Genomic DNA, 20,729 nt, shown 5'->3' on the forward strand with positions numbered 1-20,729 from the left:
CTATGGAGCGAGATAAGCTTCCCGCTCTTCCTCAAGGGCTTGGAGTAGGTCCTCCAAGTTCGCTAGGTATGCCTGCGCGGAGAAGCCGTCAGGCAGGGTCCCACCGAGCCCGCGCTCGCGAACCAAGCGGATGACGTGGTGTCGGAGAAGCTCTATTGCGTCCTTCTTCGGCCGAACCTCGAATGATTTCGCAAGGTTCACGGGCCGGAGATCAGAGCAGTTATCCAGCGTATTCACGGCCTCGCGCTCCTCGGCCGCCGCGAAGAGCCTCCCGATGGGCGTATTGTCCTTGGCGGCGTCGCGGAAGATGAACTTGGCGTAGATGCGCGGGTTGAACTTCGCGTGGTTGGAGTTTGTCGCCACTGAGTGACCCAGTGCCGTACAGTGGATCAGGAGCGCGAGTTGGAGGGATGTCATTGTAATGGACACCCGCATCTTCTTGCCGAGTACGACGGCAATAGTCGGGGACAGGCGGGGGTCCTGAGCCGCTTCTTCCGCGTCCACGAGCGTCCATGTGGTCGCCCAGGGTGGCAGGTAGCGAAATGCCGCCTCGGGGTCTGTCTTTGCGAGGGCAGGGGTGATGAGATCGATTGGGACCGTTGATGTCATTCTGCGAATACCTTCTTGAACCGTTTCACGACTAGGTGCTACAGGAAGGTACCGGTTCGACAGCCGACCACTTGTTCATGGTCAGAGGTGAAAGCGCTTTATTGCCAACGGCTTGAGGCAGTCACCCTTGTCTTCTGGAAGTTCTTGGAGGCGACTTCGAGTCTCTCATCGCCCACCATAACTTTACAAGATGCATTGTCGGCAGATCGGTTCGCAGACCGTATTTTCAGGCGCATCTCGAACGCTCGGGCTCCATAGAAAGCCGAAGGGTCACGCTCGGACGAAGCCGTAAGATTTTCGCCCAGACAGGTTCCGTTTTGGTCTCCCCCTTGAAATCCCGCTCTCCAATCTCGACCTTATCCGTCGATCCAAACGCCACAGGAGAGCCCATGAAATCCCCCTTCATTCGCTGGACCACTTATATCCTGCTGGGACTGACCGCCGTCTCCATCGTGGCGGCGGATTTTCTGGCGGTGGCGCAGTAGCCGCGCGGCGCGATCAGTTGGTCTTGCCGCCGTCGTAGACGCGCAGCGCCACGCCGCGGGCGCGGATCACGGCTTCGGGGGCAGGGCGCTCTTCGGGTTCCGTCGGGTCGGGTCGGTCGGGTGTCAGGAACCGCATCTTTTCGACCATGAGCTCCATGCCCATGCGCAAGGGGCGGTCCGGGTCGGCGCGCGAGAAGACGCCGATCAGGCGGTCGCATTCGGTTTCGCTGGAGCGCATCGGCAGCAGCAACAGTTCCACCTCTTCGCCGGTATTGGCGTCATGCGCTTCGATGATGAACGGCAGTTTGTTGGCCAGCACGGATTGCGCGGCCAGCGTCATGCGCCGGCGGTCGTCGATCGTCCAGACCAGACCGAATTCCTGTCCGCGCGCTTCCTGTCCCAATGCGGCGCAGAGCCTCGTGCCGGCGAGGCGGAAGCGGAACCAGCGGTTGTCGACCGCTTCGAGCATGAAAATATCCGGAAGCAGGCGCGGAATGTCGGACGGATTGACGTCGCGCCGCAAGGGCGCGTCGTCCTTTCCCCGGATGCGGTTAAAATAGTCTAGTAGCGATCTGGTGGCGTTGTGCCGCATTGGGGCATTCCATGGTTCATTTCGGCAAAATCGGAGCGTTTTTCACCCCGACAGAGGTATCGCAGCGATTTCCGTGCCAAGACCAACGCCGCCCGGAATTGCCTCCTGTTAACGTTAATCCCCGGTTTAGGTTGCAAAATCGCAAGTCCCGTGAGATTTCTTGGTCAACAGGAAGGAATGTCCTTCGGCACACCACTCGATCAGACCTCCAATCATGATCGCGCCGTCCACGTCACACGTCGGACGGCTTTTTTTTGTCTGAAAACAGGATGTTGTGGGAAAGTGAGCCTCTGTGACCGAATTTGAAAACTCTCCTCCCGCCCGCGAGCCCGCGGTGAGAATGCCGCCCGTGGTCTGGGGCGCCATCGTCTTGATGGGGATCATTCATGCGGTCCGCGTCTATCTGCTCGACGAGGCGTCCGACGACTGGCTTCTTTACCATTTCGCCTTCATTCCCGTCCGCTACGTCTTTCCCATTTCGGAACAGGATTTCGGCTGGTTGGCGGGCCCGGTCACCTCTTCGCTGCTGCATGCCGACTGGCTGCATTTCGCGTTCAACAGTTTCTGGCTGGCGGCCTTTGCGACGCCGCTCGCCGAGCGGTGGGGCGCGATCCGCTTTGCCGGTTTCTGGATCGCCGCCGCCGTGGCGTCCGCTTTTGTCTATGCGGCGGCGATCAGCTTCACGGACTCCTATCTCATCGGCGCATCGGGCGTGGTCTCGGCCGTCACCGGCGCCGCCTGTCGTTTCGCGTTGCCGATCCGGCGCGGTCGCGACCCGAGCTATTTCCGGCATGCGCCGCGTCTCGGCATGATCGAGGCGCTGAGACAGCCGTCGGTGGCGGTGTTCATCGGGGCCTGGGCGTTCTCCAATGCGCTTGTGGTGTTCGGCGTCGGCATGCCGGAAGGCGAGGCTTACAACATTGCCTGGCAGGCGCATGTCGGCGGCCTCCTGTTCGGCTATCTCGCCTTCGGCCTGTTCGATTATGGGGCGCGCCGGAGCGATGTCGCCTGATCGCTTGCATTTCTAATGGAAGGAGCGCACACTCTCCTCGTTAGCGGATGGCGTGTAGGCTGCCTCCGTGCGGCCCGGCGCCATCCCCTGCATCAAGCCATGCAAGGAGGAGAACAGCATGCGCGTGAAGGCCATACTCGAACAGAAGGGACGCGCCGTCCTGACCACCAGCCCGCAAGCCACGGTCCGTGAGGCCGCCCGGCTGTTGAGCGAGCACCATGTCGGCGCCGCCATCATCGTCGATCAGCATGAGCATATCGTCGGCATCGTCGCCGAACGCGACATCGTTTCGGCCATTGCGAAATACGGCGCCGAGGCGCTCGATAAGCCGGTTCTCCTGATCATGTGGAAGAATGTCCATCGCTGTTCGGAGGACACGTCCGTCGGCGAACTGATGGCGATGATGAGCGCCAAGCGCGCCCGCCACATTCCCGTCGAACATCACGGCCGGCTGGCCGGCATCATCTCCATTGGCGACGTGGTGAAGGCGCATATCCGCCAGATCGAACGCGAGGCGGAGGAAATGAAAGCCTATATCGCCAGCTGATCACAGCGCGGCGCGCCGTCCTGCGGCGGCGCGTCGGCCCTTCCCTCAGTAGATCTTGATCGCTTCCTGCATGCGCTGGATTTCGGCGATGCGGGCCATGCCTTCTTTGTAGCCGCGGTCGATCAGTTCCGAGGCGCGGTGAAACTCCGACAGGCCGATATCCGAAAGACGCGGCTGCAGCGCGAGATCGGGCGGATCGCCGGCCAGGCGGGCGCGGGAAATTCTGTCCTGAATGATGTTGAAGGCTTCGACCATGACCCCGGTCAGGCCGAGATTGGCGCGGCGGTCGCGGTCGCCGTCGCGTTCGAACTGGGTCTCGAGCGACTGGCGGCTGGCCGAGTGCTTCACCACCGCCGAGCGGCCATAGAGATCGTAATGCAGGTTCACCGCCACGACCAGCGGCTGCTCGTAAGCGCGGCAGACGGTGACCGGCACCGGATTGACCAGCGCGCCGTCGACGAGGACGCGATTGTTGCATTTGATCGGCTCGAAAATGCCGGGCAGGGCGTAGGAGGCGCGGATCGCGGTGATCAGCGAGCCGGAATCGATCCAGACCTCGTGGCCGGTGCGGATTTCGGTGGCGACCGCCACGAAGGGACGGCCGAGATCCTCGATCGCCATGCCTTCGAGATGCTCCTGCATGCGCTTGGTCAGCCGCATGCCGGCGAACAGTCCGCCGCCGCCGATGGTGAGATCGAGCAGCGCCGCCATGCGCCGCATGGTCAGCGAGCGGGCGAAGGTTTCGAGTTCATCGAGCTTGCCGGCCAGATAGCAGCCGCCGACCAGCGCCCCGATCGAGGTGCCGGCGATCATGCCGACCTCGACCTTGGCTTCGTCGAGCGCCCGCAAAACGCCGATATGGGCCCAGCCGCGGGCGGCGCCGCCGCCGAGCGCGAGCGCTATCTTGGGCTTCTTTGGGATGGGGGCTGGGGTCGACCCGCCGCCGGCGGGTTCGAGCGTCGTGGCCGCATCGGCCGGGCGGAAGAAACTCCAATTCATCATGCGGCGCCCCTCCGGCGCTGTACCCTGTTCATGCGAGACAGTGTTGCGCGGCCCGGTTAATAAATGGCGAAGCGCAACTCGATCTGCCCAACAAGCGGGCAAACGCCTGGGTATCAACCGGAGATTCAGCGCTGATAGACGGAGTCTGGCTCGAAATGCTTGTGATCGTCGATGACCGAGAGGGTCGGTGCGCCGTCCTTCAGGGTCACGGCGCGATAGAAGCAGGAACGGCGGCCCGTATGGCAGGTCGCGTCATGGCCCGCCACCTTGACCTTAACCTGCAGCGCGTCCTGATCGCAATCGGTCAGGATCTCCACCACATACTGAAGATTGCCGGAGGTCTCGCCCTTTTTCCACAGCTTGCCGCGCGAGCGGCTGAAATAATGCACGACGCCGGTTTCGAGCGTCAGTGTCAGCGCCTCGGCGTTCATATGCCCGACCATGAGCAAGGCATCGTCGCGATGATCGGTGACGATCGCCGTGATCAGCCCATGCTGGTCGAATTTCGGCGTGAAGCTCACGCCTTCTTCGAGCGCGGCCTTGTCGGCCGGCGGCGGATCGAATGCGATCGTCATGCTTGTCCTGCTTATTTGAAGCCGCGAACCATGGACATGAACCGGGCCTGTTCGCGCGGATCAGTCTTGAATTCGCCGGTGAAGGTGGTCGTCATGGTCGACGCGCCGAGCTTGTTCACCCCGCGCATGGCCATGCACATGTGATCGGCCTCGATCAGCACCGCCACGCCGCGCGGGCGCAGCGTGTCGTTGATCGAATGGGCGACCTGCGCCGTCATCGATTCCTGCGTCTGCAGGCGCTTGGCGAAGATATCGACCACGCGGGCGATCTTCGACAGGCCGAGAACGCGGCCATCCGGCAGATAGGCGACATGCGCCTTGCCGATGATCGGCACCATGTGGTGCTCGCAATGCGAGAAGAACGGAATGTCGCGCACCATGACCATATCGTCATAGCCCGCCACTTCCTCGAAGGTGCGGCCGAGCACTTCGTCGGCATCGGCCTTGTAGCCGCCGAACAGTTCGCCATAGGCCTTGACTACGCGCGACGGCGTGTCGAGCAAGCCTTCGCGTTCGGGATCCTCGCCGATGAAGCGCAGCAACGTGCGCACGGCGTCCTCGGCTTCCTGCTGGGTGGGTTTGCGCGAAAATTCCTCGTCGCGCGAAAATTTCTTCACGATCGCGTCCATGTATGGCCTCTTGATCCCTGTTGGAACCTCGGTAATCGGAACGGACTACTCGCCTCTGGCCATATTCCTGATCTTCAGGCATGGGCACCGTTGGCGGGCTCCGGGGCATCGCATTTCATTGCCAGGCAATAAAATCCTCCGCACGGTTTCCCAGACAACAGGTAACAGGTTTCCTTGAAACTCTGTCACCCCATCGCGACATAACATATAGTAAGCGAACCAATGCCGCAAAGGGGACTGTTGTCTTTTTCGGTGATACGGTGGAAAATCCTGCCCGGTTCAGGTCAGCAAGCGAAAATGTTGCGATAGAGCGATGGACGACATCTACAACGCGAAAATTCTCGAATTTGCCGGCAACATTCCTGCGACCGGCGAGATCGCCGACGCAGACGCGTCGGCGCAGGCGCATTCCAAGCTGTGCGGCTCGAAGGTCAAGGTGTTCGTCAAGATGGACGGCGGCCATGTGAGCGACTTCTCGCATATCGTCAAAGCCTGCGCGCTCGGCCAGGCGTCGTCGTCGATCATGGCGCGGCATGTGGTGGGCGCGAGCGCCGAGGAAATCCGCGCCGCCCGCCGCGACATGCTGGCGATGCTGAAAGAGGGCGGCGAGGGACCTGCAGGCCGTTTCGAGGACATGCGCTATCTGAAGCCGGTCAAGGATTACAAGGCCCGTCACGCCTCGACCATGCTCACTTTCGACGCCGTGGTCGATTGTCTCGACCAGATCGAGGCGAAGACTGCCGCGCCCGCCGCCTGAGATCTCCTTTCATCCGATGCTTGAAAAGCCCGGTTTATCTCCGTAAGGTTGGGGTCTATTCCCGTTTTCAACAGGGATTCACCATGTGCGGGGCTCATGCCCATGGCAATGCGGGCGAATCCGCGTAAATGGCCCTTATGAGCACCCCCGATCTCGACCTGACGCCCGAAGAACTCAACCAGCCGCAGCCCTGGAGCGGCGTCAACGCCTATCGCTCCGATCCGCTTCTGGTGGATATTTCCTCGCAGTTGCCGCGGATGGTGCGCGACGAATTCGATCTGATCGGCCGCTACGTCACCTCGCATGAGGCGCAGGAACTGGCGCGCATGGCCAATGAAGGCGCGCCTCAACTCCGGACGCATGGCCCGCGCGGCGAACGTCTCGACGTCGTCGATTTCCATCCCGCCTGGCATGCGCTGATGCGCCGTTCGGTGTCGAACGGGCTGACCTCGTCGATCTGGGAAAACAAGCCGGATGAAGAGGGCGCCGCCCACCGCGCCCGCGCCGTGCGCTTCTTCCTGACCGCCCAGCTCGAATGCGGCCATCTCTGCCCGCTCACCATGACCTCCGCCTCCGTCGCCGCCATCAAGGCCAATGATACGGCGCTGCGCAACTGGTTCGGCAAGATCGCCTCGCGGCGCTACGATTCCGCCAACAAGCCCGCGCATGAAAAAGCCGGCCTCACCATCGGCATGGGCATGACCGAAAAGCAGGGCGGCACGGATGTGCGCGCCAATCGCAGCGTCGCCGAGCCCGTGGGCGACAATGTCTACCGCCTGTCCGGCCATAAATGGTTCATGTCGGCGCCGATGAGCGACGCCTTCGTGATGCTGGCGCAGACGCGCGAAGGCATGGGCTGTTTCCTGGTTCCCCGCCTGCTCGAGGACGGCGCCCGCAACGGGCTGCGTTTCCAGCGGCTGAAGGACAAGGTCGGCAACCGCTCCAACGCCTCCAGCGAAGTCGAGTTCTCGAACACCTATGGCTTCCTGCTCGGCGCGCCCGATCAGGGCATCCGCACCATTCTCGATATGGTCACGCTGACCCGGCTCGATTGCGCCGTGGCGTCGGCCGGGCTGATGCGCGCTTCGCTCGCCGAAGTCGTCCATCACATCCGCGGCCGTTCGGTGTTCGGCAAGAACCTCATCGACCAGCCGATCATGACGCGGGTGGTCGCGGACATGGCGCTCGATGTCGCCGCCGCCACCGCGCTTGTGTTCCGTCTCGCCCAGGCCTTCGACCGCGCCGCCGAGAGCGCCGAGGAACAGGCCTATCAGCGGATCATGACGCCCATCATCAAATACTGGGTCTGCAAGATCGCGCCGGCGCTCGTCTATGAAGCCATGGAATGTCTGGGCGGCAGCGGCTATGTCGAGGAGCGCCCCATCGCCCGGCATTATCGCGAGGCGCCGGTCAATGCGATCTGGGAAGGGTCCGGCAATGTCATGGCGCTCGACGTCATCCGCGTCGCCTCCAAGCAACGCGACCAGTTCGAGCTCCTGTTCGCCGGACTCGCCCGCGACCTGGGCTCCGCTGGCGCCAAGACCGTCGACGTGCTCCGCGCCGCACTCGCCCTGACGGAACGCGACGAAGGTTCGGCGCGCTTCCTGGTCGAACAACTGGCGCTTGCCGCCGGCTCGGCCGAACTGGTGCGCCTCGGCGCCGGCCGCATCGCCGACGCCTTTCTCGAAAGCCGCCTGACCGGCGGATGGCGCTCGACCTACGGCATGCTGGAATCGCGCTTCGACGCACGGTTTATCGTCGATCTCTTGTACCCCGCCTCGGGACACTGAGGATTTGAGGCAGGCGAGGGGTGAACAACTCCGTCACCCTCTCCGTCGTCATGCTCGCCCTTGTGGCGAGCATCTGCATCGGCTTCCGTTGAGCGCTAGGGCCCCGCAGCAGGCCCTCGGGACAAGCCCGAGGGTGACGGCAAGCGGTATCGTCACTGCTGAGTGACTTATCCCCTAAAACTTTCGTTAACCAATTTGCCTGGGCCGCATCTTCCGGATTAAGTCGTTAAAACGGATTGTTTTGCGGAGCGCGAGAGCGGGCATGCTGAATACGACGGACATGATGGGCGGCGGTGACGCGCCCGTGCGCGACAGGGCGGCGACCACCGCCCGCATCCTGAAGGCAGCGTCGGAACTCCTGGCCGAGGGCGGTTTCCAGAAATTCGGCGTCAATGCGGTGGCCCGCCGCGCCGGCTGCGACAAGCAGCTGATCTATCGCTATTACGGCGGCATGGACGGACTGGTCGAAGCGATCGGCCGCGAGCTCGCCGGCTGGGTCGAGGAGAAGATGCCCGACAATGGCGGCGGCGGCTTTCTCCTGACCTATGGCGATCTCGTCGAGCGCCTGTTGCTGCTGTTCATGGAAGCGCTGCGCAGCGATCCGCTGATGAAGAGAATCATCGCCTGGGAAATGTCGGAGAACAGCCCGCAGGTGCGCAAGCTGGCCGACGCCCGGGCCCGCGCGCTCGGCGACTGGATTGCCCGGGTGAGGGCGGGCATGGCGCCGCCCAAGGGCGTCGACACCGGCTTGATGAACGCGATTCTTCTCGGCGCCGTGCAGCAGATCGTGCTGTCGGCGGAAGCGGCCGGGCGTCTCGGCTCGACCGTGCTCAAGACCGAGAAGGATTGGAAGAAGGTCGAACAGGCGGTGCAGAAGCTGGTCCGCGGCGTCTATCCCTGAGGGCGGGCGGCGCGTCATCCACAGGTCGACCCGTCAAAATTAACCTTAACAAATGGTTTACGTTGCGCCTCAAATGTTAACCTGTGACAGTCGGGTCAGGGTTAACAGGCGTGAGTGTCATGCGTAGACGCGCTCGGAACATCGGAACGGCCATCGCCATCAGCGGCGTCCTGTGCTTGATCGCGCAGGATCTGACCGCGCCGTTGATCGGCATCTGTGTGATGGGACTGTTCGACCGGCTGTTCGGCGCCGTGCTGTCGGCGCGCTTTCCCAAGCTGGAGGCGGCGCGATGAAATGGATCCTGATCCTCTGGGCCCTGCCGCTGACGCTGCTCGGCTCCTGGTACTGGCTGTCCTATTACGACATCAATTTCGGCTATCTGATCCTGACGCGGCAGCTGCATGATCTCGTTTTCGAGATCTACGGGCAGGTGCTCGGCATTCCGCCACAGGATATTCCGCCGCTCGTGCTGAAGGCCGTGATCATCGACAGCCTGGCGCTGTTCTCCATCCTCGCCTTCCGCCGCCGCAAGAAGATCGCCGCCGCCTACCGGCGCTGGAAGGGCTGGGATCAGTCGCCTGAGGCGGATCTTTTGATCGACGACAATCTGTCGAGAGCGCCCTGAAGAATGAAGGTCGCGGCGGCGGAATCGATCCGCTCCGCCCGCTTCTTGCGCGACACGTCCATCTCCAGCAAAGCCCGTTCGGCGGCCACGGTCGACAGGCGTTCGTCCCAGAAGGTGAAGGGGATGTCGGTCTTCTCGCCCATGGTCCGAACGAAAGCGCGCGTCGCCTGGGCGCGGGGGCCGGAACTACCGTCCATATTGATCGGCAGGCCGATCACGAAGGCCTTCACCTGTTCCTTCTCGGCGAAGGCCAGGAGCACCTGCGCGTCGAGGGTGAACTTCTTGCGATTGATCACCGGTCGCGGATTGGCGAAGCTGCGGCCCTTGTCGGACACCGAAAGCCCGATGGTGGTCGTGCCGAGATCGAGCCCCGCGACGATGTCGCCGGGCGCGAGGAACGTGGAAAGATCTTCGATGGTCAGGATGCTCATCTTGTCGGACTAGCGCCATCCACATAAAAAAGCCAGAGCTTCACACGGCTGACGAACCTTTGCGCTTGTGTCGCGTAACAGTTTCCGAGTCATTTTTCAGAAAGGTCGACATATGAAACTCACCTGGCTTGGCCATGCCGCCTTCCGCCTCGAAACCGCGTCCGCCACGATCCTGATCGACCCGTTCCTCACCCACAACCCGGCCTTTTCCGGACAGGATCTCAAGGATGTCGCCAAGGGCGTCACCCATATCCTGCTCACCCATGGCCATATGGACCATGTCGGCGACACGATCGCGCTGGCCGGCGAACTCGACGCGACGGTGCTGGCCAATGCCGATCTCGCCGCCTGGCTCGGCCATCGCGGCGTCAAGAAGATCGAGCAGGGCAATACCGGCGGCACCATCGCCTTCAACGGTTTCTCCGCCACCTTCACCAATGCGCTGCATTCCTCGGCCCATGTCACCGAAGACGGGGTGTCGCATGCGCTCGGCAACGCCAATGGGCTGATGCTGCATTTCGACGATGCGCCTTCCGTTCTCGCCATGGGCGACACCGACATCTTCTCCGACATGGCGCTGATCAATGAGTTGCATCAGCCGCAGATCGGCCTCGTGCCGATCGGCGACCGCTTCACCATGGGCGGGGCGGTGGCCGCACTCGCTTGCCAGCGCTTCTTCTCGTTTGAAACCGCCATTCCCTGCCACTACGCCACCTTCGGCTTGCTCGATCCGACGGCGGAAAAATTCGTGGCCGGCATGGAGGGCCACAAGACGAAAGTCGCCGCGCCCAAGGTCGGGGAAGTCCTGAGCTTCTGATCTGTCGATCGCCTCGTCCGTCGGGGAAAAAGCCGTTGCACGCCGTGGCGGGCGGCTTTATAGCGGGCGAGGCGAATGATATTTGGAGTAGGACATGTCTGTTGATGTGGCGACGGTGAAGCGTGTGGCGCGGCTTGCGCGTCTGGCCGTGACCGAGGAAGAAGCCGAGAAGACCACCGGCGAACTCAACGCCATTCTGGGCTTCGTCGAACAGCTGTCGGAAGTCGATGTCGACGGCGTCGAGCCGATGACCTCCGTGACGCCGATGGCGATGAAGAAGCGCGCCGATGTGGTGACCGACGGCAATATTCCCGAGCGTGTCGTCGCCAATGCGCCTCTGACCGACAGCAATTTCTTCCAGGTTCCGAAAGTGGTCGAATAAGGTCGAGGCGGTCCGCCGCCTCCCGCTTTCGACATTCCCCTTTTGACGCGCGGTGACCCGCCAGACATGAAGTGACCGACCGATGAGCGACTTGACACGCCTCACCATTGCCGAAGCCCGCGGAAAACTCGCGGCCAAGGAAATTTCCGCCGTCGAACTGACCGACGCCTATCTCGGCGCGATCGAAGCGGCCAATCCCGCCATCAACGCCTATGTGACGGTGACGCCGGACATCGCGCGCGAGCAGGCCAAGGCGTCGGACGCCCGCATCGCCGCCGGCAATGCCGGCGCGCTCGAAGGCATTCCGCTGGGCATCAAGGATCTGTTCGCCACCAAGGGCGTGCATACCCAGGCCTGCAGCCATATCCTCGACGGCTTCAAGCCGGAATATGAATCGACCGTCACGCAGAACCTGTTCAACGACGGCGCGGTGATGCTGGGCAAGCTCAACATGGACGAATTCGCCATGGGCTCGTCCAATGAAAGCTCCTATTACGGTCCGGTCAAGAACCCCTGGAAGGCCAAGGGCTCGAATGCCGAACTGGTGCCGGGCGGCTCGTCGGGCGGCTCGGCCGCCGCTGTCGCGGCGCAGCTCTGCGCCGGCGCCACCGCCACCGATACCGGCGGCTCGATCCGTCAGCCGGCCGCCTTCACCGGCACCGTCGGCATCAAGCCGACCTATGGCCGCTGCTCGCGCTGGGGCATCGTCGCCTTCGCCTCGTCGCTCGATCAGGCCGGCCCGATTGCCCGCGATGTGCGCGACGCCGCGATCCTGTTGAAATCCATGGCCAGCGTCGACCCCAAGGACACGACCTCCGTCGATCTGCCGGTCCCGGATTACGAAGCCGCGCTCGGCCAGTCGATGAAGGGCGTCAAGATCGGCATTCCCCGCGAATATCGCGTCGAGGGCATGCCGGAGGAAATCGACGCCGCCTGGCAGCAGGGCATCGCCTGGCTGAAGGACGCCGGCGCCGAGATCGTCGACATCTCGCTTCCGCACACCAAATATGCTTTGCCGGCTTACTACATCGTAGCCCCGGCGGAAGCCTCGTCGAACCTCGCCCGTTACGACGGCGTGCGCTACGGCTTGCGCGTCGAGGGCAAGGACATTCTCGACATGTATGAGAAGACCCGCGCCGCGGGCTTCGGCAAGGAAGTCAAGCGCCGCATCCTGATCGGCACCTATGTGCTGTCGGCCGGCTATTACGACGCCTATTACATCCGCGCCCAGAAGGTTCGGACGCTGATCAAGCGCGATTTCGAGCTGGCCTTCAACGCCGGCGTCGACGCGATTCTCACGCCTGCCACCCCGTCCTCCGCCTTCGGAATTGCCGACGAGGAGCTCGCCAATGATCCGGTCAAGATGTATCTCAACGACATCTTCACGGTGACGGTGAACATGGCCGGTCTCCCCGGCATCGCCGTCCCCGCCGGCCTCGACCAGAAGGGCCTGCCGCTCGGCCTGCAGCTGATCGGCAAGCCGTTCGACGAGGAAACCCTGTTCAAGACCGCCCATGCGATCGAACAGGCGGCCGGAAAATTCGAAGCCCCCAAGTGGTGGTAAGCCGACGAAATAAGTTTTGAGAAAAGCCCGCCGAGCGCTGCTCCGGCGGGTTTTTTTGCTTATAGATCGCCGTCGTCTTCCTTGGGCTTGTCCCAAGGATCTGCTGTTGGTCCGGCGAGGATGCGGGTGTCGCGGCGACGGCGGATGCTCGCCACAAGGGCGAGCATGGCGAAGGAACGAACCGCATCGGTCGGTGATGTTGATCGCCGCCTTGCATGGTTCCCCGGGCCATCTCATCATCGTCGGCCGTGGACACAAAAAAATTTTTGCTGACGTTTCGAGTCCGTGCTAGCCTCATGGCCATGAAGAAACACATTTCGCACAATGCCGAAACCGGTCAATTTCTCGTCACCGGCAGCAAGCTGACCAGTGAGCGTGGGGAGAAAATCAGTGCGGTGGAGGGGCTCAAGCTCTCGCCACGCATAGAAGCAATTCTGCGCGACACCAAAGGCCGTTCGGGGGATGAGCGTCGTGCTGCCATAAAGGCCCAATTCTGCAGGAAAACCGCTGCCTTGTGATCTACACCGCCGAATCCGATCCTCTTTGCTACGCGGGAACGACCGTTCTCAAAAACAAGATGGGATTGCGCGCGCAAAACGATCTCGATGAATTCGAACTGGCGATGTTCCTGACGCGCGCGGACGAAGATTGGCCGCAAGGGAAACTCGATTACGAGCATTACAAAGCCCTTCATCGCCATCTCTTTCAGGACGTCTACCGATGGGCGGGAAAACCCAGGACGATACGGATCGGCAAGGGTGGGAACTGGTTTTGCTATCCCGAATATATTGATCGCGAAATGAGCCGAATATTTTCGGATCTTGCCGCATCAGGACATTTCAGTCGCCTTGCGCCTGCCGAATTCGCCGTGAGGGCGGCGCGAACGCTTGCGGACATCAATGCCGTTCATCCCTTTCGGGAGGGCAACGGCCGTACGCAACTGGCATTCCTAGCATTGTTGGCGCAGAATGCGGGCCTGCCTTTCAACGATGACTTATTGTCCCCGAAACGTGTGATCCAATCGATGATTGACAGTTTTGGCGGCAAAGAAGAACCGCTTGCGGAACTGATTCTTGAAATTGTGAGCGGATAAACACCGTTCTTCTTTCTCTCTACCAAGGCTGTCACCGCCGCCGTCGTCATCCTTGGGCTTGTCCCAAGGATCTGCTGCGGGTCCGGTTAGGATGCGTGTGTTGCGGAGAGCGCAGATGCCCGCCACAAGGGCGAGCATGACGGAGGAGAGGTTGTGCAGGGTGCGACAACCCATTCCTACTGATTGTCCAGCTGCGCCCGCACCAGCGCCAGGCCGCGTTCGGTGATGCGGTAGGGCTGGCCGGCTTTCGACGAGATCGCCCTCAGCCGCTTCAATTTGCGGAAGAGGTCGATGTCGAGGCCGGGATAGAGCCAGCCGTCGCGGGTGAAGCATCGGACGGTGGTGATCTTGCTGGCGCGGCGGTCGCGTTCGATGAAGCCGCCCTGGGCAAGCAGGTGGAGGATGCGCTGTTCGGCGCGGGTGATGTCCATGATGGTCGGAACCCTGAAGGCTCGAGAGACGAGCGAGAAACAACCGCCCGGGCCTCGGGGGGAGGCGGGCGATGATTTCACTCCTGCGCGGAAAAAATCCGGGCAGGACGCTTCAGACAAGCTCCGACGAGTTCGACATCCAGTCTCCTATGACCTCTTCTCCATAAAACATGCTTAAAATAGCGTCAATGAGCGCGCTTGCTCAAACGCTTGCTTGACCAAAGTCCGAATCCGTATTTCGATTGTATTCGAGTAGTACAGGAGGGCGGATGGCCAGCATCCGGAATGCGCGGGAAGACGAAGCGATGGAATTGGCCGCAATCGGCATGCGCGCCTGGGAAAGCGCGGTTGCCGGCTGGATCGATATCGGGCTTCTGCGCCGCAATGCCGAACGCGCCTTTCTCGCTTTCACCGTCCACAATTTCCTGACCATCGACGTCGCCGAACAAGGCGGGCAGGTGGCCGCCTGGGCGGCGCGGGAGCGGCTCGACAATCACATCAGCGATCTCTGGGTCGATCCGATCTGGCAATCCCAGGGGTTCGGCAAGCTGCTGCTCGCCCGTCTGGAAAGCGAGATCGAGGGGCAGGGCTATGAGGTCGCGACGATCGAGACCCATTCGCAGAACGAGAAGGCGATCGAGTTCCTGCGCCATCACGGCTACGAGATCAGCTGGATGACCGCCTCCTGGTCGCCGCAGCTCGACCGCGACGTCGACACGGTCGGCCTGGTCAAGCGGCTGCAGCCGGTCGAGACGCAGCGCGTCTACAGCGAATTCTGAGCCTCAGTATTCCTTCTCGTAGAACACGCCTGCGCCGGTGGAGCCATCCGCGCCGGCCGAGCCCTTGAGCTTGACGCCCTTGCCGACATCGAGATTGATGATCGCCCGCGTCGACGACGAATCCGATCCCTGCTGGAATTGCAGATAGGTGCGCTTGTTGATGTATTTGCCCACCGACAGCGCGGTGTTGCCGTTCTCGTCAGTGCCGAGATCGAGGTCGTCGACCCCCAGCCCCTGGCGCAATTTGTCGAACAGCGAGGAGGACTGGCCGCCGGCCAGCGACGCCACCGCATCCGCCAGCTGCGCGATCTGCACCGCCGAGAGGCTCGAGGCGGAGCGGCCGAAGATCAACTGCGCCAGGATTTCGTCCTGCGGCAGGGATGGCGAGGACGAGAAGGTCACCTTGGGATCGGCGGCCGGGCCGCTGACGGTCACGGTCGCGGTGGTGGAACTCAAGGTCGAGGTGGCGACGAGATCGAGCGCCGGCATCATGCCGCCGGTGAAGGAAATGGATCCGGACGTGAAATCGAGCCTGCGGCCGACGATCGACAAGCGCCCGCGGCGCATGGTGAAGGCGCCGATGACGCGGGGATTGGCCGCCGTGCCCGCCACGCGCACGCGGCCGCCGAGTTCGGCGTCGAGGCCGCGGCCGCGGACGAAGATCTGGCGCGGGGCGGAGATGGTCAGGTTCAACCGCAATCCGCTGTCGTTGTCCACGGCGTCATCCTGCTCGGCGGAGGCTTTCTTGTCGCCGATCGCCTTGGCCTGCATGGCGACGTCAGCGGGCGGATCGACATGGCGGATGTTCAGTTTGCCGAGCGAGCCGGGCAGGCTCTGCGGCACGGTGATGTCGGCGCGATTGATGCGGATTTCGCCGCCCAATTGCGGACCGGCGATGAGCGGGCCGGTTAGCGTCAGCTTGCCGCCGAGCTTGGCGGCGACGATGCGGCCATCGGTGTAGACGGCGCGATTGAGATCGATGGTGAGGTTGGCGCGATAGTTGGAGCCCGGCGCAATGCCGATAGTTCCGGCGACGGCGAGCGTGCCGCCCGAGGCGAAATTGCCGGTGAGCTTGGATATGCGCGCCTGCTTGCCGTCGAGATCGACGGTCGCGGCGATCTTGTTGATCACGAGGTTTTGGCGGATGACGGTGACTTCCGCGCCGCTGGTGGAAATCCGTCCGGTGATCGACGGGTTCGTCGCGGGGCCTGAGATCGACAGCTGGAAATCCGCCGCCCCCTTCAGCGCCAAGCCTTGCGGGGCGGTCAGGCTGCCGAGTGCGGCGAAGGGCAGCTTGCCCTCCGCCTTCAGCGCCAGGCTGCGCGCGCCCGTCAGGCCGACGGCGCCGGAGACGCGGCCGTTCAAGCCGCCGCCACCCGTGGCCGTCACGTCGACGCTGAGAGTGTCGCCCTTCGTGCTGCCCTTGGCGGCGATCGTGAAGGCGCCGAGGCTGGCGGCGCGGGTCTGGGCGGTTTCAGCGCCCTTCCAGGCGAGATCGAAGCCGATCTTTGGCTGGGCCGGAGAACCCGCCACAGTCGCCGTTCCGCTGATCGCGCCGCTCGCGCCGAGCCCCGGCGAGAAGGTGTTGGCGAGCGCTGCGGGCAAAGCGGAAATGCGCGCCTCGAGCGCCAGCTTCTCACCGCTGGCGAAGCCCTTGATTGAGGCGCTGCCGCCGCCCAACGCCAGCTTGATGTCGCCGAGATCGATATTGCCGTTGGCGATGCCGAGCGAGGCGGGAGCGGAGAGTTTCACCGGCACGCCGCGTGGCGCAGCAGACAGCGAATCGAGATCGAGCCGAAGGCCTTCTCCCTCCGGCGTCAGTTTGCCCTTCGCCGAGGCTGGCGCGCCATCGAGTTTCGCGGCGAAGGTGAAGCGTGTGGCTGCGCCCTGACGGTCGAAATCGAGCGATAGCGCGTCGATGGCGTTCGCCCCTTGCGCGATCCGGTCGGCCTTCACAGAGCCGGTGACGACGCCGCGCAACAGATCCGAGGAGGAAATGTCGGCGTTCAAGCCCCTGATCTCCGCGCCGAAGCCGGAAATCCGCTCGCCGCGCGCCTTGACGGTGGCCTGGATCGCATCGCTCTTGCTGGCGAAACGACTTTCGCCATCGAGCGCGCCCGTCACCTTCTGTCCGGCCAATGCGCCGATCAAGGCGAGATCGGGCAGAGTGAAGCGGATCTGTCCCTCCGGCCTGTATTGTGGGTCGAACTCGATTGCGCCCGCGATTTTGTTGGGTCCGATCATGGCGTTGAGCGACGGGATCGAGACGCCGCCGGCTTTGGTCTGGGCGCCCTTGAGATCGATGTCGATCTCCTGGCCGCGCAGCGAACCCTTGGCGGTAATGTCGGCGGCGATGAGGCCGTTTGCGGCGCGGATGTCGGCTTGGCCTTTCACCGCGCCTTCCGCCGTCTGGCCGGCCATGGCCGCGAGCAGCGAGAGATCGGGCAGGTCGAAACTGATCTTGCCGGTCGGCAGCAATTCCGGGTTCAGCGCCAGCGCGCCCTGAGCCTTGTTCGGCCCGAGCGATAGATCGAAGTCGGGCAGCGCGATCGCGCCGGATTGGCGGGTGAGATCGAGCGACAGCGAGAGCGGTTGCTTGCGCACCTCGCCCTTTGCCGCGAGCTTGATGGATAGACCGTTCTCGATCGGCGCGATACGGACAGAGCCGTCATAGGCGCCTTCCGCCTTGCGCCCGGCCAGCGCCGCCAGCCGGCCGGCGTCGGGGATCGTGAACTGGAAATCGCCGGTTGGCTGGTTGGCCGCATCCAGCGTCACGGAACCGGTGATGGCTGCGCCCGCCGCCTTGATGTCGACGCCGTCGATGCGGATGCCGGGCTTGGAGATATCCACCCGCGCCGTCAGGTTGACGGGCTCGTTGCGGATGGTCGTTGCGGCCTTTGCCGTCACGACCTTGCCTGCATAGCGGCCTGATGTCGCGACATCGAGCGGCGGCAGTCCATTGGCGGCCATCGGATGCGCGGTCAGCGCCGTGGCGGTCAGGTCGAAATCCACCGTGGGATCGGCCGCCGCACCAGAAATCTTCGCCGTGCCGGACAGGAAGCCGCCGATCGCCTGGCCCTCGACAAACTGGTTGGCGCGATCGAGCGGCAGGTCTTTGATGGTCAAAGTGAGATCGAGCTGGCTGCCCGCCGCGCCGTCCACCGTCACATGCCCGGCGCCGAGCGCGATGACCAGCTGGTCGAGCCTGACGCCGCCAGTCTCGTTAAGCGCCAGCGTTTTGCCGGTGTCGAGCTTCAAGGGAACGCCGCGCGGGGCGGCTTCCAGCCGGTCCAGCGTCACGCTGGGCTGGGGGCCGGCTAGATCGACAGAGCCGGCCGCAACGAGTGGAGCCTTATAAAGGTCGGCTTTGAGATCGAAACGCAGTCTGTTGTCCACAAGCGCGAGATCGAGCGTTGGCGAGACGACCGTGTTTCCCTGCGCATTCAGGCTGTTGGCGGCGAGTTCTCCCGTCACGGCCTTTGACAGCAGATCGTCCGAACGCAGCGTCAGGCTGAGCGCCGAGAGCACCGCGCCCTGGGCGGCGATCTTGTCTCCGGAGGCCTGTAGATCGAGGCCGATCTTGCCATTACTGTCGGAGAACTTAGCGGTTCCGCTCAGCGCGCCCTCGGCCTTCTGCCCGGCAAGGCCCGCCAACTGGCCGAGATCGTCGAGCTTGAAGGCCAGTTCACCCTCGGGCAGGCCGGCAGGTGAGAGAGTAATGTCGCCACCCAGTGACGTCTTGCCGATGGATCCTGTGATATCGGTCACGGCGACCGCGCCCTTGGCGGCGTCCACGCGCCCGCCAAGGGCCAGCGGCAGATCGCGATAGGCGGCGGTGAGATTGAGGCTTGCGCCGAAATCGCCATTGTTCAAGGCCGCCGATATCGTCGCAGCCGGCTTCACAAGCGTCTGTCCCGCATAGGACAACTGATCGGACGAGAGCGCAATGTCGGCTTTCGGTGCGCTGAGGGAGCCGGAAAGCGTTACCGTCGCCTTGGCGGCTCCTGACGCCTTGGGATCGAAAAGGCTGGCGTCGGCCAGCGTCACGTCGAACGCGCCCGACAGGCTCTGGTCTGCGCCGAGCGACGCCTTACCGCTTGCATCAAGCCCCTTGGCCTTCAGCGTGACGGCGTCCAGCGTGGTTCCGGTCTCAGCCGAATAGGCGAGGGAGCCGGTGAGTCTGGTCTGTCCCGCCAGCGCCGCGGCCATCTCAGGCGGGGCGACGGCGGCGAGATCGGCGTCAACAGCGATATCCGCCTGAAGCGAACCATTGGCGCGATCGAAACGGCCGGCGACGTCAGCGCTGGCCTTTGCCGCTTCGAGCTTGATCTTGTCGAAGGTGATTGCGCCAGCGTCGATCACCGCTGCGCCGGAGAGCCGCGCCGGACCATTCAGCACTTTGGCCGCCGTGGCGTCAGCCATGGTCAGCGCGCCGATGTCGCCTGCAAATTCAATTCGTCCCGACGCGGTGGCGAGATCGAGGTTGTCGCTGCGAGCCGTGACCTTTGCGTCCGCCAACACAGCCTGCGGCGTATTGATCTCGGCCGCGTCCAGTTCGGCCGAAAGCGTCGCCGCGCCATAGGGGCCTGAGAGCGCTAGCTTTGCGCCGCGCAGGGTTGCGGAGATAGCGTCGTTGCCGGGAAGGGCGAGCGCCAGGGCGCCGCCCGTGGGGACGAGCGTCAGCGCCAGATCCGCCTGGCCCTTGGGATCGAGCTTGCCCTGCGCGTCGATGCGGAAACGGTCATTGGCGATCGCGCCCTTGGAGATCGTGATGGCGCCGTCGGTCGACCTGCTGGCGTCGAGATCGAGGCGGGTGTCGCCGGTCAGGAAGGGGCGGATTTCGGGCGGCAGGAGTTCGGCGAACTGGCCGCCGCCGGTCACGGACAGCGTCACGGCGCCATCGGGCCCGCGGCCGGCTCCGCCTTCGATGCGCAGCACGGTCTGGCCGCCGACCATGCTGGTGGCCGCGCCGCGCCAGTTGGCGAGCGTGCCGTCACCCTTCAGTGACAGCGCCACGTCGGGCCGGCCGGGCAGTTGCAGGAGATTGGCGATCACGCCGCCGGCCGGTTCGACGACGTCGACATTCGCCTTCAGCGCGCCGCTGTCCAACCGGTAATCGACCACGGCGCGGGCGCGGGCTTCGGGACGGGCGCGTTCGGACGCGGTCAGGTCGGCGGAGACGGCGTTGGCCAAAAGTTTCGCCGAGCCTTCCGCCGACAGCGAGGCGTCACGGCCGATCAGCGCCGCGCCGAGACCGATCTGCGGCAGCGTCAGCCGGTCGAGCGCGATCTCTACTGGCAGGCCCGAGGAAGAGCCGTCGTCGACGCTCTCCACCGTCGTCACCGGCATGCGGGAGACAGCCACCGCTTTTGCGCTGAGCGAGTCGACCTGCAGCCTTCCCTTCAAAAGGTCCAGCGGACGCCAGGCGAGATCCACATCTGTGGCGCGGGCATAGACGCCCCGGCTGTCGGCCACGGTCAGCTCGTCGAGATGCACGGAGCCGTCGAGCAGTCCGCTCAGCCCGTTGATGTCGAGCTTCAGATCCGGGCTTTCGAGGAAGGCCGCGACCTGATCGGCGAGAAACTGGTTGCCGCGCGTGGTGAAGCCGAGCGCGCCGATCACGACGCCGATCAGGGCAATCAGGCCGAGCAGCGTGATCAGTCCGTAGCGCAGGCTGCGAAACAGGAAGGCGGTGAAACTCATACGGG

The 20,729-nt window shown here is 63.5% G+C and carries 21 protein-coding genes; 13 read left to right on the forward strand and 8 right to left on the reverse strand.

Annotated elements, in window-relative coordinates; all coding sequences use genetic code 11:
• Together E8Q41_RS00425 and E8Q41_RS00430 are read right to left on the reverse strand one after the other, a co-directional pair.
• The gene (locus E8Q41_RS00425) at positions 1 to 609 is read right to left on the reverse strand and encodes a hypothetical protein (protein WP_137153521.1); all 609 of its coding nucleotides are present in this window, start codon (positions 607 to 609) and stop codon (positions 1 to 3) included.
• A 498-nt stretch (positions 610 to 1,107) separates the two neighbouring features.
• Complete coding sequence (locus E8Q41_RS00430) at positions 1,108 to 1,686, reverse strand: PAS domain-containing protein (protein ID WP_137153522.1); 579 nt, start codon at positions 1,684 to 1,686, stop codon at positions 1,108 to 1,110.
• A gap of 292 nt (positions 1,687 to 1,978) precedes the next feature.
• Between E8Q41_RS00430 and E8Q41_RS00435 the strand changes: the two genes are divergently transcribed.
• Both E8Q41_RS00435 and E8Q41_RS00440 read left to right on the forward strand, forming a co-directional pair.
• On the forward strand, positions 1,979 to 2,698 hold the full coding sequence (locus E8Q41_RS00435) for a rhomboid family intramembrane serine protease (protein ID WP_137153523.1): 720 nt from the start codon (positions 1,979 to 1,981) through the stop codon (positions 2,696 to 2,698).
• 118 nt (positions 2,699 to 2,816) lie between these two features.
• On the forward strand, positions 2,817 to 3,245 hold the full coding sequence (locus E8Q41_RS00440; protein ID WP_137153524.1) for a CBS domain-containing protein: 429 nt from the start codon (positions 2,817 to 2,819) through the stop codon (positions 3,243 to 3,245).
• Between the two features lie 45 nt (positions 3,246 to 3,290).
• Here E8Q41_RS00440 and E8Q41_RS00445 read toward each other — a convergent pair whose 3' ends face one another.
• The 3 genes from E8Q41_RS00445 to folE form a co-directional block, all read right to left on the reverse strand.
• On the reverse strand, positions 3,291 to 4,247 hold the full coding sequence (locus E8Q41_RS00445) for a patatin-like phospholipase family protein (RefSeq protein WP_137153525.1): 957 nt from the start codon (positions 4,245 to 4,247) through the stop codon (positions 3,291 to 3,293).
• A gap of 125 nt (positions 4,248 to 4,372) precedes the next feature.
• Positions 4,373 to 4,822 carry a phosphoribosyl-AMP cyclohydrolase gene (hisI, locus tag E8Q41_RS00450; RefSeq protein WP_137153526.1) on the reverse strand — a complete coding sequence of 150 codons (450 nt, stop codon included), beginning with the start codon at positions 4,820 to 4,822 and terminating at the stop codon, positions 4,373 to 4,375.
• Between the two features lie 11 nt (positions 4,823 to 4,833).
• Complete coding sequence (gene folE / locus E8Q41_RS00455) at positions 4,834 to 5,451, reverse strand: GTP cyclohydrolase I FolE (protein ID WP_137153527.1); 618 nt, start codon at positions 5,449 to 5,451, stop codon at positions 4,834 to 4,836.
• Between the two features lie 313 nt (positions 5,452 to 5,764).
• On the opposite strand from folE, the gene E8Q41_RS00460 reads away from it, so the two are divergent.
• The 5 genes from E8Q41_RS00460 to E8Q41_RS00475 all read left to right on the forward strand — a co-directional run bounded on the left by E8Q41_RS00460 (position 5,765) and on the right by E8Q41_RS00475 (position 9,524).
• Entirely contained in the window at positions 5,765 to 6,208 is a 444-nt protein-coding gene (locus tag E8Q41_RS00460) for an iron-sulfur cluster assembly scaffold protein (RefSeq protein WP_137153528.1), read from the forward strand.
• A gap of 137 nt (positions 6,209 to 6,345) precedes the next feature.
• Positions 6,346 to 7,998 carry an acyl-CoA dehydrogenase family protein gene (locus tag E8Q41_RS00465; protein WP_137153691.1) on the forward strand — a complete coding sequence of 551 codons (1,653 nt, stop codon included), beginning with the start codon at positions 6,346 to 6,348 and terminating at the stop codon, positions 7,996 to 7,998.
• Positions 7,999 to 8,260: 262 nt separating this feature from the next.
• Complete coding sequence (locus E8Q41_RS00470; RefSeq protein ID WP_137153529.1) at positions 8,261 to 8,899, forward strand: TetR/AcrR family transcriptional regulator; 639 nt, start codon at positions 8,261 to 8,263, stop codon at positions 8,897 to 8,899.
• Between the two features lie 119 nt (positions 8,900 to 9,018).
• Positions 9,019 to 9,192: a hypothetical protein gene (locus E8Q41_RS25430; protein ID WP_170976308.1), complete on the forward strand. Its 174-nt coding sequence runs from the start codon at positions 9,019 to 9,021 to the stop codon at positions 9,190 to 9,192.
• Positions 9,189 to 9,524 (forward strand): DUF6105 family protein, encoded by a 336-nt coding sequence (locus E8Q41_RS00475; RefSeq protein ID WP_137153530.1) that lies wholly within the window; start codon positions 9,189 to 9,191, stop codon positions 9,522 to 9,524. Before E8Q41_RS25430 ends, E8Q41_RS00475 begins: the two co-directional genes overlap by 4 nt.
• Here the strand turns inward: E8Q41_RS00475 and ruvX are convergent.
• Complete coding sequence (gene ruvX, locus E8Q41_RS00480) at positions 9,470 to 9,955, reverse strand: Holliday junction resolvase RuvX (RefSeq protein ID WP_137153531.1); 486 nt, start codon at positions 9,953 to 9,955, stop codon at positions 9,470 to 9,472. The genes E8Q41_RS00475 and ruvX overlap by 55 nt on opposite strands.
• 112 nt (positions 9,956 to 10,067) lie before the next feature.
• Between ruvX and E8Q41_RS00485 the strand changes: the two genes are divergently transcribed.
• The 5 genes from E8Q41_RS00485 to E8Q41_RS00505 all read left to right on the forward strand — a co-directional run bounded on the left by E8Q41_RS00485 (position 10,068) and on the right by E8Q41_RS00505 (position 13,811).
• On the forward strand, positions 10,068 to 10,772 hold the full coding sequence (locus E8Q41_RS00485) for a metal-dependent hydrolase (RefSeq protein WP_137153532.1): 705 nt from the start codon (positions 10,068 to 10,070) through the stop codon (positions 10,770 to 10,772).
• Between the two features lie 94 nt (positions 10,773 to 10,866).
• On the forward strand, positions 10,867 to 11,154 hold the full coding sequence (gene gatC, locus E8Q41_RS00490; protein ID WP_137153533.1) for an Asp-tRNA(Asn)/Glu-tRNA(Gln) amidotransferase subunit GatC: 288 nt from the start codon (positions 10,867 to 10,869) through the stop codon (positions 11,152 to 11,154).
• A gap of 82 nt (positions 11,155 to 11,236) precedes the next feature.
• Positions 11,237 to 12,718, forward strand: a complete 1,482-nt coding sequence (gene gatA / locus E8Q41_RS00495; protein WP_137153534.1) for an Asp-tRNA(Asn)/Glu-tRNA(Gln) amidotransferase subunit GatA — start codon at positions 11,237 to 11,239, stop codon at positions 12,716 to 12,718.
• A gap of 296 nt (positions 12,719 to 13,014) precedes the next feature.
• Positions 13,015 to 13,236 carry a hypothetical protein gene (locus tag E8Q41_RS00500; RefSeq protein WP_137153535.1) on the forward strand — a complete coding sequence of 74 codons (222 nt, stop codon included), beginning with the start codon at positions 13,015 to 13,017 and terminating at the stop codon, positions 13,234 to 13,236.
• The gene (locus E8Q41_RS00505) at positions 13,233 to 13,811 is read left to right on the forward strand and encodes a Fic family protein (protein WP_348640001.1); all 579 of its coding nucleotides are present in this window, start codon (positions 13,233 to 13,235) and stop codon (positions 13,809 to 13,811) included. Before E8Q41_RS00500 ends, E8Q41_RS00505 begins: the two co-directional genes overlap by 4 nt.
• Before the next feature lie 176 nt (positions 13,812 to 13,987).
• On the opposite strand, the gene E8Q41_RS00510 is transcribed toward E8Q41_RS00505, so the two are convergent.
• Positions 13,988 to 14,242, reverse strand: coding sequence for a YjhX family toxin (locus E8Q41_RS00510; protein ID WP_137153536.1), 255 nt, complete (start codon positions 14,240 to 14,242; stop codon positions 13,988 to 13,990).
• Between the two features lie 269 nt (positions 14,243 to 14,511).
• Here E8Q41_RS00510 and E8Q41_RS00515 point away from each other — a divergent pair, with 269 nt between their 5' ends.
• Positions 14,512 to 15,021 (forward strand): GNAT family N-acetyltransferase, encoded by a 510-nt coding sequence (locus E8Q41_RS00515; protein WP_137153537.1) that lies wholly within the window; start codon positions 14,512 to 14,514, stop codon positions 15,019 to 15,021.
• A gap of 3 nt (positions 15,022 to 15,024) precedes the next feature.
• Here E8Q41_RS00515 and E8Q41_RS00520 read toward each other — a convergent pair whose 3' ends face one another.
• Positions 15,025 to 20,724, reverse strand: coding sequence for a translocation/assembly module TamB domain-containing protein (locus E8Q41_RS00520; protein ID WP_246660038.1), 5,700 nt, complete (start codon positions 20,722 to 20,724; stop codon positions 15,025 to 15,027).
• Between the last annotated feature and the right edge of the window lie 5 nt (positions 20,725 to 20,729).

Source organism: Rhizobium sp. FKL33 (assembly GCF_005222915.1).
Lineage (GTDB): Bacteria > Pseudomonadota > Alphaproteobacteria > Rhizobiales > Rhizobiaceae > Rhizobium_E.

Coding starts and splice junctions, on each gene's coding strand:
- E8Q41_RS00425 (WP_137153521.1), bottom strand. CDS start 609: ATGACATCAACGGTCCCAATCGATCTCATCACCCCTGCCCTCGCAAAG.
- E8Q41_RS00430 (WP_137153522.1), bottom strand. CDS start 1,686: ATGCGGCACAACGCCACCAGATCGCTACTAGACTATTTTAACCGCATC.
- E8Q41_RS00440 (WP_137153524.1), top strand. CDS start 2,817: ATGCGCGTGAAGGCCATACTCGAACAGAAGGGACGCGCCGTCCTGACC.
- E8Q41_RS00445 (WP_137153525.1), bottom strand. CDS start 4,247: ATGATGAATTGGAGTTTCTTCCGCCCGGCCGATGCGGCCACGACGCTC.
- hisI (WP_137153526.1), bottom strand. CDS start 4,822: ATGACGATCGCATTCGATCCGCCGCCGGCCGACAAGGCCGCGCTCGAA.
- folE (WP_137153527.1), bottom strand. CDS start 5,451: ATGGACGCGATCGTGAAGAAATTTTCGCGCGACGAGGAATTTTCGCGC.
- E8Q41_RS00460 (WP_137153528.1), top strand. CDS start 5,765: ATGGACGACATCTACAACGCGAAAATTCTCGAATTTGCCGGCAACATT.
- E8Q41_RS00465 (WP_137153691.1), top strand. CDS start 6,346: ATGAGCACCCCCGATCTCGACCTGACGCCCGAAGAACTCAACCAGCCG.
- E8Q41_RS00470 (WP_137153529.1), top strand. CDS start 8,261: ATGCTGAATACGACGGACATGATGGGCGGCGGTGACGCGCCCGTGCGC.
- E8Q41_RS25430 (WP_170976308.1), top strand. CDS start 9,019: ATGCGTAGACGCGCTCGGAACATCGGAACGGCCATCGCCATCAGCGGC.
- E8Q41_RS00475 (WP_137153530.1), top strand. CDS start 9,189: ATGAAATGGATCCTGATCCTCTGGGCCCTGCCGCTGACGCTGCTCGGC.
- ruvX (WP_137153531.1), bottom strand. CDS start 9,955: ATGAGCATCCTGACCATCGAAGATCTTTCCACGTTCCTCGCGCCCGGC.
- E8Q41_RS00485 (WP_137153532.1), top strand. CDS start 10,068: ATGAAACTCACCTGGCTTGGCCATGCCGCCTTCCGCCTCGAAACCGCG.
- gatC (WP_137153533.1), top strand. CDS start 10,867: ATGTCTGTTGATGTGGCGACGGTGAAGCGTGTGGCGCGGCTTGCGCGT.
- gatA (WP_137153534.1), top strand. CDS start 11,237: ATGAGCGACTTGACACGCCTCACCATTGCCGAAGCCCGCGGAAAACTC.
- E8Q41_RS00500 (WP_137153535.1), top strand. CDS start 13,015: ATGGCCATGAAGAAACACATTTCGCACAATGCCGAAACCGGTCAATTT.
- E8Q41_RS00510 (WP_137153536.1), bottom strand. CDS start 14,242: ATGGACATCACCCGCGCCGAACAGCGCATCCTCCACCTGCTTGCCCAG.
- E8Q41_RS00515 (WP_137153537.1), top strand. CDS start 14,512: ATGGCCAGCATCCGGAATGCGCGGGAAGACGAAGCGATGGAATTGGCC.
- E8Q41_RS00520 (WP_246660038.1), bottom strand. CDS start 20,724: ATGAGTTTCACCGCCTTCCTGTTTCGCAGCCTGCGCTACGGACTGATC.